Annotated in this window: 9 protein-coding genes; 5 read left to right on the top strand and 4 right to left on the bottom strand. The window is 71.6% G+C overall.

Features of this window, described 5'->3' with window-relative positions; genetic code table 11:
* Nucleotides 1-151: 151 nt before the first annotated feature.
* Complete coding sequence (locus ABZ172_RS16660) at nt 152-2,878, bottom strand: D-alanyl-D-alanine carboxypeptidase (protein ID WP_356884473.1); 2,727 nt, start codon at nt 2,876-2,878, stop codon at nt 152-154.
* A 196-nt stretch (nt 2,879-3,074) separates the two neighbouring features.
* On the opposite strand from ABZ172_RS16660, the gene ABZ172_RS16655 reads away from it, so the two are divergent.
* The 4 genes from ABZ172_RS16655 to ABZ172_RS16640 all read left to right on the top strand — a co-directional run bounded on the left by ABZ172_RS16655 (nt 3,075) and on the right by ABZ172_RS16640 (nt 7,557).
* Complete coding sequence (locus tag ABZ172_RS16655; RefSeq protein WP_356884446.1) at nt 3,075-3,794, top strand: GPP34 family phosphoprotein; 720 nt, start codon at nt 3,075-3,077, stop codon at nt 3,792-3,794.
* 239 nt (nt 3,795-4,033) lie between these two features.
* Nucleotides 4,034-4,891, top strand: coding sequence for a helix-turn-helix transcriptional regulator (locus ABZ172_RS16650; RefSeq protein ID WP_356884445.1), 858 nt, complete (start codon nt 4,034-4,036; stop codon nt 4,889-4,891).
* Between the two features lie 306 nt (nt 4,892-5,197).
* Nucleotides 5,198-5,404, top strand: coding sequence for a DUF397 domain-containing protein (locus tag ABZ172_RS16645; RefSeq protein ID WP_014155679.1), 207 nt, complete (start codon nt 5,198-5,200; stop codon nt 5,402-5,404).
* 548 nt (nt 5,405-5,952) lie between these two features.
* Nucleotides 5,953-7,557, top strand: coding sequence for a sodium:solute symporter family protein (locus ABZ172_RS16640; RefSeq protein WP_356884444.1), 1,605 nt, complete (start codon nt 5,953-5,955; stop codon nt 7,555-7,557).
* Nucleotides 7,558-7,684: 127 nt separating this feature from the next.
* On the opposite strand, the gene ABZ172_RS16635 is transcribed toward ABZ172_RS16640, so the two are convergent.
* Nucleotides 7,685-8,881 carry an FAD-dependent monooxygenase gene (locus ABZ172_RS16635; protein ID WP_356884443.1) on the bottom strand — a complete coding sequence of 399 codons (1,197 nt, stop codon included), beginning with the start codon at nt 8,879-8,881 and terminating at the stop codon, nt 7,685-7,687.
* A 60-nt stretch (nt 8,882-8,941) separates the two neighbouring features.
* Between ABZ172_RS16635 and ABZ172_RS16630 the strand changes: the two genes are divergently transcribed.
* Nucleotides 8,942-9,433 (top strand): MarR family transcriptional regulator, encoded by a 492-nt coding sequence (locus tag ABZ172_RS16630; RefSeq protein WP_356884442.1) that lies wholly within the window; start codon nt 8,942-8,944, stop codon nt 9,431-9,433.
* Between the two features lie 31 nt (nt 9,434-9,464).
* Here the strand turns inward: ABZ172_RS16630 and ABZ172_RS16625 are convergent, their stop codons facing one another.
* Together ABZ172_RS16625 and ABZ172_RS16620 are read right to left on the bottom strand one after the other, a co-directional pair.
* The gene (locus tag ABZ172_RS16625; RefSeq protein WP_356884441.1) at nt 9,465-10,580 is read right to left on the bottom strand and encodes an ADP-ribosylglycohydrolase family protein; all 1,116 of its coding nucleotides are present in this window, start codon (nt 10,578-10,580) and stop codon (nt 9,465-9,467) included.
* A 479-nt stretch (nt 10,581-11,059) separates the two neighbouring features.
* Nucleotides 11,060-13,636, bottom strand: a complete 2,577-nt coding sequence (locus ABZ172_RS16620; RefSeq protein WP_356884440.1) for a bifunctional FO biosynthesis protein CofGH — start codon at nt 13,634-13,636, stop codon at nt 11,060-11,062.
* Nucleotides 13,637-13,712: the final 76 nt, after the last annotated feature.

Here is a 13,712-nt window from a genome sequence, read left to right as displayed (position 1 = left end):
CGGGACGCTAGCACGCGGAATTTTCTCCGTGCCGCTCCGCCGGTGGGCGCCGCTCCGCGGGTGGGAACGGCTCCGCCGGTGGACGGCCCCGGTGTCCCGGCGGGCGACGGCTCCCGGTCCCCACGCGGGCGGGGACCGGGAGCCGGCCCGGTCAGGTGATGCGGGTGAGCTTGTCGCCGAAGCCCGGTTCCGTCGTCTCGCTCTGGAGGGCGACGGGCGCCGAGACCTTGCCGGTGCCGGTCCCGACCGTCACCTCACCGACGACGGTGCCCGCCTTCGCCGCATGGGCGGGGGTCTTCCCCCCGTCCGACAGCTTCAGGTCGACCTCCAGACCACCCCAGCCGACGGCCTTCAGGTCCTTGGTCGCGACCACCGGGGTACGCCCGCCGAAGCCGTTGTCCACGTAGCCGACGACCTGGCCCTTCTTGACGACGGTCGCGGAGTCGACCCCCTCCTGGGCGGCCTGGATCAGCGCCAGGCTGCTCTGCAGGGCCCGCTGCAGCTTGGCGTCCAGGGTCCCGTCGACGTCGGCGCCCATGACCGCGCCGATGATCCGCCGGGACTTGCCGTCGATGATCGTCTCGGCCGTCCAGACGAGGTTGCCGCCCGCCGGGGTCGACGAACCGGTCTTGATGCCGCTCACACCCGGTTCCAGCAGGATGTTGTTGTTGTTGTAGATCATCTTGCCGATGCCCGGGATCTCGGCCTGCGGCATGTTCACGATCTCGCGGAAGATGTCGTTCTGCATGACCGCCTTGGCCAGCTTGAGCTGGTCGGCCGGGGTCGAACGGGTGGTGGACTCGAGACCGCTGGGGTCCGTGTAGACCGAGTTCGTCATCCCGAGGTCCTTGGCCGCCGCGTTCATCTTCCCGACGAACGCCTTCTCGGTGGTGGCGTCCCACCGAGCGAGCAACCGGGCCACGTTGTTGCCGGAGGGGATCATCAGGAGCTGGAGCATCTGACGCTCCGTGTATTTCTGCCCCGCCTTGATCGGCGCCGTCGACTCGTCCGGCCGGTTGGCCTCCTCGCCGGCCTTCGCGTCGACCTCGATCGTGCCCCCGTCCTCCTTGCCGGTGATGGGGTGGCCCTGGAGTATCACGTACGCCGTCATGATCTTCGCGACGCTCGCGATCGGCGCGGACTTCTCCTTGCCGTAGGTGCCGACGGTGCCGACACCCTCGACCTCGACGGCGCCCTGGCCCTCCTCCGGCCACGGCATGTCCAGCTTCCCGCCGCCGAAGGTGTACGTGGGGTCGGCAGACAGCGTCAGCGTGGGGTCGGGAAGCGGGCGCACGGCCTGCGCGATCGCAAAGACGACCAGGAGCAGCAGGACCAGCGGCGTCCAGATCTTGACCCGCCGGACCGCGGTGCGGACGGGGGTCTCCGGGGGCGGCGGCGTGTTCGTGAGCTCCGCGAGCAGGTCGAGCGGCGGCCGGGGCGGCATGGGCTGCTGCCGGGTCCGCTCGGCCTCGGTGAGGCCCGCACCGGGGGCGCCGGGCGTGCCGGGGCCCGCCGCGACGTCGGGGGTGACCGTGGGACCGACCACGGCCGCGGGGCGTCCGTCGTCCGAGCGCAGCGGCACGAACGTGCTGGTCCGCTCCTCGGGGGCCTCGGGCGCCTCCGTGGTGCCGGCGACCTTCGCGGCCCAGGAGGGCTTCCGCTCGGTCTCCTGCTTCGGCGACTGCTTCCCGGTGTCCTGCTTCCCGGCACGCTCTCCGGCCGGTTCCTTCGGCTTGCGGTCCGGCTTCCCGGCCGGACCCGTCTTCGGCTCCTCCGTCGGCGGCAGCTTCAGCGCGGTCGTCGGCTGGTCGAGCTGCTTCGCCTGCGGCGCCTTGAAGACGGCGGTCGGATGATCGATTCCTCGCCCGTCGGACGCGGGTTCCGGCTTCTCCTCCGGCTCCGGCTCCTTCACGGGCTCCGGATCCGGCTTCGCTTCCTTCACGGGCTCCGGCTTCGGCGCCTTCGCAGGGTCCGACTCCGGCTTCGGCTCCTCGGCGGGGGAAGCCTCCTCGCGGGTCTTCGGGACCCGGGGCGCGCCGGCGGAGGCGGGGGCGGTCACGGAGTCGGCTGCGGACTCTGCCTCGCCGGACGCGGCGGTGGACCCGGCCTCGTCGGACGCCTCGCCCTCGGGCCGGGACGGCTGGTCCGCGCCCTCGGAACCGGCGCTCCGATCAGAGGTTTCGCCGTCGGGACCGGTCGCCACCCACGCCGCGACGGCAGCCTGCAGTCGCGCGTCGGTCGGCGTCGCTCCGGCGCCCGCCTCGGGACCGGAGCCAGCCCCGGTCCCGGATCCGGCGGCCCCGGACTTCGATCCGGCCTCGGGCCGTGCGCCGGAGGCGGCCGCGGCGGCCTCTCCGGGCGCGGGGCCCGCAGCGGAACCCGCGTCGGCGCCGGCAGTACCGGCCCCGGACACGGCCGCAGCTTCGGCCTCGGACTCGGACTCGGCGTCGACCCCCGGGGCCGGCTCGCCCGCGCTCGCGGACGCTCCGGAGGCCGCCGGAGTCTCCTCGGACGCCCCAGGCGCCGCCGGAGCCTCCTCGGGCGCATCGTCCGCCTCGGTGGTCCCCTCCCGGCCCTTCGAGGGCGTGGAGGCCCCTCCAGGGCTTTCTGCGCCCTTCGGGGACGCGGAGGCGCCCGAGGGGGCGTCGGCCTTCGCGGACCGCGGCAGACGGAAGACCGCCGTCTCGCTGTCCTTGCCGGCGTCCGCCGTCTCGTTCGCCCGCCGGTCCGCCGTGTTCCCGTCCGCCGATTTCCCGGCCGTGGTGTTCCCGGCCGCCTCGGCGTCCGCTTCGCGGAACACGGCGAGACGCGGATCGCGTTCCTCAGCCGTCCCCGACGACTTCCGCTGATCCGACCTGCCGGGGGACTCGCCCGCCACCGATACCTCCTTGATGAGCCGCGGGGTCACGCCCGCACTGTGTCCGAACCCTCTACCAGTGTCCTGTGTGAACCCCTGGCCGAGCCGCTAGACGAGAACGACATACCTAACGGTTCCCTTACAAAGCACCCAGGCACCCTCGACAGACCAATGTGAGAGGGGTCACCCTGTCACTCATCCACGCGGGGAGGCATGGATGGGCAGGAGCCGCAGAACAATTCCGGAAGAGCTTCTGTTGCTCGCTCTGGACCCGACCACGGGTACCACAGCGCAGCCGCAGTCGCTCGACCTCGGCCTGGCAGGGGCACAGCTTGTGGAGCTGGCTCTGGCAGGACGGATAGCCCCTGACGGGGATCGTATCGCCGTGGTGATGCCACGGCCGACAGGAGATCCGACTCTGGACTCCGCACTGGAGCTGTTGCGCCGTCGTGGCAGTCCGGTACGGGCCGTCCACTGGATCGGCGGACCCCGGTTGGGACTTCGCCAGATCTACCTCGCGCATCTGGAGCGGTGCGGCATGGTTCATGCCGTGGCGGGCCAGATGTGCGGAGTGCTGCCGACGACTCGCTACCAGGCGACGGACACGGCCATCAGCCGGGACATCAGAAACCGGCTGGACAGCGCGATCCGCACCGGCGTACCACCGGACCCGCGGACCGCGGCGCTCGCCGCACTGGCCCACGCGGTCGGACTCGGCAAGCACCTGTACCCCGGGAACGAGGGGCGCTCGTCGCGCTCCCGGCTCCGGGACCTGATCAGACACGACCCGATGGGCGGACTCGTGGCGCACGCCGTCATGGACGTCCAGAACGGTGTGGCCGTCCAGCCGCGCCGCAGTCAGCAGACGGCGGGGGTGCCGTTGCAGCCGCAAGGGCCGGCGCGCCGCGGCAGCATGGCGCCCACCTCCGTCCACTGACAGCACGACCGCGCGGACAGTTGCGCGGAGCACCGAACACCGCCGCACCGACGTCCCCATGACCCGGTTCGGGAGCCGCACCAGGCGCGGGGCAGCCGGATCCACCGGCTGCCCCGCGCTCTTGCGTGCCCTCGGTGCGTGTGACGATTTTCCAGCGCGCCCGGGTACTCGGGTGGCAATCTGCTGAGCAGCAGATACGCACAGCTACAAGAAGCTGCATAGCCGGAGGAGCCGTTCCCGTGCCGACCAACGTCAATCCCACCGTCAGGCGACGCCGGCTGGGTCAGGAATTGCGCCGCCTCCGTGAGATCAAGGGCATGACGGCCGAGGAGGTGGCGGAGCGGCTGCTGGTCTCGCAGTCGAAGATCAGCCGCCTGGAGAACGGCCGCCGCTCCATCAGCCAGCGCGACGTGCGCGACCTCTGCGGCGTGTACGACGTCGAGGACCACCGCGTCGTCGAGTCGCTGATGCAGATGGCGAAGGACTCCCGCCAGCAGGGCTGGTGGCACGCCTTCGGTGACATCCCGTACAGCGTGTACATCGGGCTGGAAACCGATGCCGAGTCCCTCCGGGTGTACGAACCCCAGGTCGTCCCCGGACTGCTGCAGACCCGGAAGTACGCGGAGGCGCTGATCACCGGCGCGCTGCCCGAGGCACCGCCGTCCGACATCGAGAAGCGGGTGAACGTCCGGGCCCGCCGCCAGGACCGCGTCAACGACCCCGAGCACCCGCTGCGCCTGTGGGCCGTCATCGACGAGTCGGCGCTGCGCCGGCTCGTGGGCGACAAGCAGGTCATGCTCGAACAGCTCGAGCACCTCATCGAACAGTCCCAGCTGCCGCATGTGACCGTGCAGGTGCTGCCCTTCGAGATGGGCGCCCACCCCGGCATCAACGGCCAGTACGCCGTCCTGGAGTTCCCGGACGCCGCGGACTCCAGCGTCGTGTACATCGAGGGGGTCACCAGTGACCTCTACCTGGAGAAGGCGAACGACGTGCAGCGCTACAGCGTCATGTACGAGCACCTGCGCGCCCAGGCGCTGAACGTGGACCAGACCCGTCAGTTCATCGGCGAGATCGCCAAGGGCTACACCCGCTGAGCGACCCCGGCCCCGTCGGCGGCCCAACGCCACTCATCGGCTGCCGACGGGGCATCGCGGAGCCCCTCGGACCTCCGCGGGACGGCCCGGCCCGGCGACGACGTATGTGGCGCACACACAGGGGTGCACACGAAGTTGGGGCGGAAAGATACACCGTCTCCACCTGATTGCGGAAGCCCCGCATGGAATATGCCATCCGGTCGAGTGAACGACTACACCACTGAGCGATGTTGGCCGGTAGCGTCGATCACGCCAACAGGAACGAAGTTGGTGCCACTCACATCAACTCTCTGAACCGGAGTCAACATGGCCATTCTTCAGGGTGCTACGGAAAACTGGACGAAGTCGTCGTACTCCGGCGGCAACGGTGCGTGTGTCGAAGTGAAGTCGCCCGTCACGCAGGCCATCGCCGTGCGCGACTCGAAGGCGCCCGAAGGTCCCTCGCTCTCCTTCGTGTCCGGAGCGTGGAACACCTTCGTGCGCGACGTCGCGTCGGGCTCGATCAACGCCTGACGCGTTCCCCGCCCCACAGGCGCCGTACCGGCGTCCGGTCGGCGCGTACGACCGCCAAGAGCCCTCTCGACTGGCCCGCCGTCCTGGCCGAGGGGGCTCGGTCCGCCACCGGACCCAGCGCCACCTGCCGACGTGCGACCCGGCACGACCTCCGCGTCCGGCACCGGCAGCACTCGGTGTGTGACCGGTGCGCCGGCCACATCGTGCAGCTCTCCCCCTTCTCCGGCCGCACGGGACCCGCATCCCGTGCGGCCGTTCTGCGTTCTCGGGCGTTCGTGCTTTGCGTCGGTCTCTGCACAGCCTGACGAAGTGCCCGCTCATCGTGTGGCCGCGGTCACGTTCACGACAACGCCCCGCGAGGCCAAGAACGAGTAAAATCGTTCGCCTTGCTGATCGGTGTTCACATCTCTGATCGCCATTACCTTGACCGTGGCCCCGGACAGGCGGTTCAATCCCCCAAGTCCCCTTTACCCGCGCGGGGATACCGCTGAACGGCCGTACTGGCGAAGTGCGTTCCCGTTCACAAGGCGGACCCCTGGAGGGGGCACATGAACAGTCTCGACTGGGCCGTGCTCATCGGCTACTTCGGTGTGATGGTCGCGATCGGACTCTGGTCGCACAAGCGCGTGGACGACGTCAGCGACTTCTTCACGGCCGGCGGCAAGATGCCCTGGTGGCTGTCGGGCATCTCGCACCACATGTCCGGCTACAGCGCGGTGATGTTCACCGGGTACGCGGGGATCGCGTACCAGTACGGCGTCACGTCCTTCGTGACCTGGTCGCTGCCGATCGCCATCGGCATCGGCATCGGCGCGAAGCTCTTCGCCCCCCGGCTCAACCGGCTGCGTTCGCGGCTGCACGTCGCCTCGCCGCTCGAATACCTGAAGAACCGTTACAACATCCCGACCCAGCAGGCGCTCGCCTGGTCCGGTCTGCTGCTGAAGATCGTGGACGTGGGGGCCAAGTGGGCCGCCATCGCCACCCTGCTGTCGGTGTTCACCGGGATCACGCTGACCCAGGGCATCTTCATCACGGGCGCGATCACCGCCGTGTACTGCACGGTCGGCGGGCTGTGGGCGGACGCGCTCACCGAGCTCGGGCAGTTCGTCATCCAGCTCTTCGCCGGGCTGGCCATGCTCGTCATCGCCATGAGCAAGCTGGGCGGCTTCAGCTCGCTGTGGACGGTCTGGGACAAGCTGCCGGAGGGCCACACGAGCCCGACGGCGGGACCGTACACGGTGACGTTCCTCCTGGCCTACCTCTTCATCAAGACCTTCGAGTACAACGGCGGCATGTGGAACCAGGCCCAGCGCTACATGGCCACGGACTCCGCACGCTCCGCGACCCGGTCGGCCCGGCTGTCGGCGGTGCTCTGGCTGGTCTGGCCGACGGTGCTCTTCTTCCCGATGTGGGTCGCCCCGCTGCTCGTCGAGGCCAAGAAGCCCGACGCGTCCGACAGTTACGCCCTGATGACCGAGCAGCTGCTGCCGCACGGCCTGCTGGGGCTGGTCGTCGTCGGCTTCTTCTCGCACACGATGGCCATGTGCTCCTCGGACGCCAACGCCATCTCGGCGGTCTTCACCCGGGACATCGCACCGGTCCTCTCCAAGGCGGCCCGCACCTGGAGCGACCGCAGCGGACTGCTGGCGGCCCGGCTGTCCACGCTCGCCTTCCTCGCGCTCTCGATGGCGCTGGCGACCCAGATCAACTCGCCGACGTTCAAGGACATCATCTCGGTCGTCATCAAGTGGGTGGCCGGACTCATGGGCCCGATCGCCATCCCGTTCATGCTCGGCCTGCTGCGCAGGTTCCGCCGCTCCGGTCCGACGGCGGCACTCACCAGCTGGGCGGCGGGGCTGCTGGCCTTCTACCTCACCAACTACAACTTCGACGGTTCGGTGAAGACGGATGTCGCCCTGCAGTACCAGGTGGCCCTGCCGCTGGCGATCTCCCTCGTGCTCTACGTCGTCATCGGCTTCGTCAAGCCCGAGGACACCCCGGAGCGCGACGCGCTGATCGAGCGGATCAACGCGGACGGCGACGGTCCCACGGACGGGGCAGGGGCCGGAGCCGCCGCCGTGCCGCGGCAGAAGTCCGGCCCGGGGAACACCGGCACCGGGGGCACCGGGGTCGTGGAGGGCGCGAAGGACTGACGGCGGACGGGCGTGCGGTCGGGCGTCCCGACCGGCGGGCGGGGCGTGCGGACACCGGGCGGTACGACGACGCCCGCCCGCCCCCGTGCCGCCGCGCGGCGCGGCCGAGCGTCGCCGCGGCTCGGTGTCACACGGCTCCCCCGGGGATCTCGGGCAGCTTCCGTCCCGTCTCCGCGACCTGGGTGAACTTCGCGGCGAGGGGCCGGAGCGGGGGCGAGGTGAGCACCTTGCCGGCCAGGTGCCGCAGGGCCAGACCGGTCCGGGTCTGCGGGTAGGCGAAGTGCTTCAGCCCCCGGGGAAGGCTCTGGACGTCGTCGACGAGGGGGCGCATCCACGCCTCGTAGGCGGTGAGTGCCGCTTCGGTGTCGCCGGGGTGCCGGGCGAGTTCAGCGGCCAGCACATAGCCGCTGGTGAGGGCGAGGGAGGCGCCCCCTCCGCCCATCGGGGTGACGCACCAGCCGGCGTCCCCGGCCATCACGGTCCGGCCGCGGTGCCAGGACGCCATCCGGACCTGGGCGAGCTGGTCGATGTAGACGTCGTCGGACGTGTCGAAGGCGTCCAGCACCCGGGGTGCCTCCCAGCCGGCGTCGGCGTAGCGGGTCCTGAGGCGGGCCAGGGCCTCGCCGCGGTCCAGGCGGGTGAGGCCGTCGCCGGGGCTGTAGGCGAGGATCGCGCGGGTGGTGCCGTGGTTGTCGGGGCGCAGGTGGATCTGGCGTCCGCGGGTCGCGTTGTGCCAGCGCCAGCGGTCGTCGTCGCCGGGCGTCCGGGGGATGGTGCCGAAGACCATCGTCACGTCGAGATCGGTCGTGGTGACGTCGCCGGCCGGGAACACCCGGTCGCGCGTGGCCGAGCGCACCCCTTCGGCGATCACCAGCAGGTCGCACCGGAGTTCGCGCCCCTGCGCGGTGACGATGCGGACGTCCCCGGGGCCGTCCGCCACGTCCTCGACGGTGTCGCCGTAGACGAACGTGACCCCCGGAGGGAGGCCGTCGTGGATGATGCGGGCGAAGTCGCCTCGGAGCACCTCCAGTTCGGCGGTGGCCCCGTCCTGGCCGCCGGAGGGAAGCTCCATGGTCACCTCACCGGAGGCGTCGACGAGGACCGTGCCGGTCTCCGTCGTGTTCTGCCGCTTCACCTCGTCGAACAGGCCCATCCGGTGGAGGACCTCGCGCGCCACTCCGCGCACGTCGACGTTCTGGCCCCCGTCGCGGAAGGCGGGTGCACGTTCGATCACCGTGACCTGCCACCCGAGCCGACGCAGCCAGAACGCCGCCGACAGACCGGCGATACTGGCCCCGGACACCACAGCACTGCGCTCGTGCATGTCACACCTTCCTGAAAGCTTCAATGTAAAGTTACTTTAACAAGAAGGGATGGGTTGCGCGTGGTCGATCCGCTGACCGAGAACTGGGAGCCTGCGCAGGTCGCGGTGATGGAGGCCCTCCGCGACTGGGCGGTCGGCTTCGCCGAGCTGAACCAGCACCTGTCCACCTGGATGAAGCTGCCCACGTCCGACGCCCAGGCCCTGGGGCAGATCATCTGGGCGGCGCAGGGCGGTGACCCGCTCACACCGGCGCGGCTGTCGCGCCGGATCGGGATGACCTCCGGTGCGACGACGGTGCTGCTGAACCGGCTGGAGCAGGCGCGGATGCTGGTCCGCAGCCGTGAGCACACCGACCGGCGGCGCGTCACCCTGCGCCCGACGGAGGCGGCCCAGGAGCAGGCCCGGGCGTTCATGGGGGCCGCCGGCGTGGAGATCGCGGCCGTCCTGCGGCAGGCGGACGCCGGTGAGCTCGGCACGGCGATCGCGGTGCTGGAGCGGATGAACGACGCCGTCGCCCAGGCCAACGACCGGCTGAAGCACGACCTCGCCTGAGGCCGGTGCGGCTGCCGCGGTCGTCCTGCGCTCAGTCCCGCGGGTAGCGGGCCAGCCAGCCCGGGGCGACCGCGGTCGGGCTGTGCAAGGCCGGTCCCTGGGTCATCTCCATGGCGAAGTCGTCGGAGAGTTCGAGGAGCGTCGAGCGCCCCTCCAGTTCCGCCAGCCAGGCCGGCGGCAGCGCCGTCTCACCGTGCAGGGCCCCGAGGAGGGCCCCGCAGACGGCCCCGGTGGCCGCGGACGGTCCGGAGTGGTTCACGGCGAGCCGCAGACCGTGCCGCACGTCCTCGCCGACCAGCGCGCAGTACAGCGCCACGGCCAGCACCTCCTCCGCGGAGTCGGTGTCGCCGAGCGCCTCGATGAGGGCGGGGCCGGGGATCCCCTGGCGTACGGAGCCGAGCGCCTGCCGCAGTGCCTCGCCGACCTGTTCGCCGCCGGGCCGTTCGGCGGTCAGGGCCAGGACGCGCTGGACCGAACCGTCCAGGGTCTCCCCGCGGGCCAGTCCGTGCACCATCACCGCGAGTGCGCCGGCCGCGAGCTGGGCGGTGGCGTGGCCGTGGGTGTGGGCGGCGCACTCGACCGCCAGCTGGAGGACGAGCTGGGGCTCCCAGCCGACGAGGAGCCCGAAGGGGGCGGAGCGGGTGAGCGCGGCCGAGTCCCGCGCCGCCGGGTTCTTGGGTACGGCGAGCGTGCCCATGGTGGTGTCCCCGAAGCCGGCCAGGCACTCCCGGGTCGGGGCGCGGCGGGCGTACAGCCACTCCTCCCGGGCCAGCCAGCCGTTGTCCTTGCGGCGTTCGTCGGGCCCCCAGGCGTTCTGGGTGGCCGCCCAGCGCAGATGGGCGCGGTGCACGTCGGTGGGCGGGTGCCAGGCGCCGGTGTCCCGGCGGACCTGGGCCCGGATCAGGCCGTCGACGGTGAAGAGGGTCAGCTGGGTGACGGCGGTGACGGCACCGCGTCTGCCGTGCGCGGGGACGAAGTCGGCCACACCGTCCGCACCGTGGGCGGCGCGTATCGCCTCCAGGGTGAGCCCCGCGACACCCGCCCCGAGCGCGTCCCCGATGGCCCCGCCGAGCAGGGAACCCCGGACCCGGCCGCGGAAGTCCTGCTGCTGGGCGCGACCCCAGACGGCTGTGGTCCCTGTGGCCACCGTGCCCCCTTCTCCTCCGAATCACGGTGCGACTGCGCAAGCACTGTAATCGAATGGGAACGGTGGGCTCATGACAGGAACGCTATGTACGGACTAGCACGGCGGCGCACGTAAGGACGGCATTCCTCACCTTTTCCGGGGCCCTCGCACCGCGTGTCCCGGGACCCTCGCACCGCGTGTCCCGGGACCCTCGCACCGCATGTTCCGGGACCCTCGCACCGCATGTTCCGGGACCCTCGCACCGCATGTTCCGGACCACGTCCGCGCGGGGATCCGGGACAACGGCCCGTACGGGTCCGGGTTCGGGTACGGGTACGGGTCGGGGTCCGGGACCGGGACCGGGCCACGGCGGCGGGCGGCCGGGACCGGACGGGTCGCCTCCGGCCCCCGCGCCTCCCGACGGGAAGCCGCGAGGGCGGGAAGCGGCGAGGGCGGGGAGCGGGAAGCCCGGGAGCAGGGAGCCCCGGAGGCCGGACGGGTCAGCTCTCCAGCACCGGCAGCAGCTCGGGGAGGTGGCCGTCCGATGCCGCGGCGGCCGTGACGCGCTCCGCGGGGACCTCGCCGTACAGCGTCGTACGCGGCTTCGCCGGCCGGCCCGCGAGGTCGGCGATGGCGACCAGGTCCCGGACCGAGCGGTACGAACCGTAACCGGAGCCCGCCATACGGGAGATGGTCTCCTCCATCAGGGTCCCGCCGAGGTCGTTCGCACCCGAGCGGAGCATCTCGGCGGCCCCCTCGGTGCCGAGCTTCACCCAGCTGGTCTGGATGTTGGTGATGTGCGGGTGGAGCAGGAGGCGCGCCATCGCGGTGACGGCCCGGTTGTCCCGGTCGGTGGGCCCGGGGCGGGCGATGCCGGCCAGGTAGACCGGGGCGTTGGTGTGGATGAACGGGAGGGTGACGAACTCCGTGAAGCCGCCGGTCTCCTGCTGGAGGCGGGCCAGCGTCCTGAGGTGGCCGAGCCAGTGACGGGGCTGGTCGACATGGCCGTACATCATCGTGGACGAGGAGCGCAGCCCCGCCTCGTGCGCCGTCCTGATGACCTCCAGCCAGGTGGCGGTGGGCAGCTTGCCCTTGGTGAGGACCCAGCGGACCTCGTCGTCGAGGATCTCCGCGGCCGTGCCGGGGATCGAGTCGAGCCCCGCCTCCCTGGCCGCCGTCAGCCAGTCGCGGACGGACAGGCCGGTGCGGGTCGCGCCGTTGACGACCTCCATCGGCGAGAAGGCGTGGACGTGCATGCCGGGCACCCGCTCCTTCACCGCGCGGGCGATGTCGAAGTACGCGGTGCCGGGCAGGTCCGGGTGGATGCCGCCCTGCATGCAGACCTCGACCGCGCCGACGTCCCAGGCCTGCGCCGCGCGGTCGGCGACCTGGTCCAGGGAGAGGGTGTAGGCGTCGGCGTCCGTACGCCGCTGGGCGAAGGCGCAGAACCGGCAGCCGGTGTAGCAGACATTGGTGAAGTTGATGTTCCTGGTGACGATGTAGGTGACGTCGTCCCCGACCACGTCGCGGCGCAGGGTGTCCGCGATCCTGCACAGTTCGTCCAGTGCGGGCCCGTCCGCGTGGAGCAGGGCGAGCGCCTGGTCGTCGGTGAGCTTCGTGGGGTCGTCGGCGGCCTGGCTCAGGGCCTGGCGCACGTCGGTGTCGATCCTGGAGGGGACCATGCCGGGTGCGGCGGCCTCCCGCAGGGCCTCCCAGTCGCCGTAGACCACGTCGAAGTCGTCGCGCCGGTCGCCGGTGCGGCCCTCGGTGTCGATGGTGCGGTGCAGATCGGTGCGGCCGGAGGCGCCGAAGCCCTGGTCGGGCTCCTGCCAGGGCAGCCCGGCCGGGACCGCGCCCTCCTTGGCGAGGCCCGTCTCCGGGTCGGCGAGGGCCCGCACGTGCGGCAGGAGGCGCGGGTCGAGCCAGGGCTCGCCGCGCTGGATGAACTCCGGGTAGATGGTGAGACGTTCCCGGAGCCGGAAGCCGGACTCCGCGGTGCGCGCGGCGAGTTCCTCGATGTGCGGCCAGGGGCGCTCGGGGTTCACGTGGTCCGGGGTGAGGGGCGAGACGCCGCCCCAGTCGTCGATGCCCGCACCGATCAGCAGGGCGTACTCGGCGTCGACGAGATTCGGCGGGGCCTGGATGCGCGCCGACGGGCCGAGGATGTGGCGGGCGACGGCGATCGCGGCGGCGAGCTCCTCCAGCTCCGCGTCCGGCATCCCGCGCATCGCGGTGTCCGGCTTGGCGCGGAAGTTCTGGACGATGACCTCCTGGATGCCGTGATAGGCGCGCGCCGTCCTGCGCAGCTCGAAGAGGGAGTCGGCACGCTCCTCGTAGGACTCGCCGATCCCGATCAGGATGCCGGTGGTGAACGGCACGTTGGACCGGCCCGCGTCCTCCAGCACCCGCAGCCGGACGGCCGGCTCCTTGTCCGGGGAACCGTGGTGGGGGCCGCCCTTCTCCGACCACAGCCGGGTGGCCGTCGTCTCCAGCATCATGCCCATGGAGGGGGCGACCGGCTTCAGCCGCTGCAGGTCCGTCCAGGTCATCACACCGGGGTTCAGGTGCGGGAGCAGTCCCGTCTCCTCCAGCACCCGGACCGCCATGGCCCGCACGTACGCCAGGGTGTCGTCGTACCCCTCGGCCTCCAGCCACGCGCGCGCCTCGGGCCAGCGGTCCTCGGGCCGGTCGCCGAGTGTGAACAAGGCCTCCTTGCAGCCCATTTCGGCACCCTTACGGGCGATGTCGAGGACCTCGTCCGGCGACAGGAACATCCCGTGCCCGTCGCGGCGGAGCTTGCCCGGCACCGTGACGAAGGTGCAGTAGTGGCAGGTGTCACGGCAGAGCCGGGTCAGCGGGATGAAGACCTTGCGGGAGTACGTGATCACTCCGGGGCGGCCCGCCGCGTCGAGACCCGCGTCCCGGACCCGGGCGGCGGACGCGGCGAGGTCGGTCAGGTCCTCGCCCCGCGCGCGGAGCAGTACCGCGGCCTCGGCCACGTCGAGGGCGACACCGTCGCGGGCCCGCCGGAGGGCGCGCCGCATGGCGTTGGTCGTGGGGCGCTGAGGATCGGTCATGATCCGAGCATACGAGCGCGCCGCCCCTCCCGGACCAGGGCCCGTGTCCGGCACAACCACCCCTCCGACACTGGCG

The sequence above is a fragment of the Streptomyces sp. NPDC006296 genome (assembly GCF_040613235.1).
Taxonomy (GTDB): Bacteria; Actinomycetota; Actinomycetes; order Streptomycetales; family Streptomycetaceae; genus Streptomyces.
This window is presented reverse-complemented; position numbering and strand designations above follow the sequence as displayed.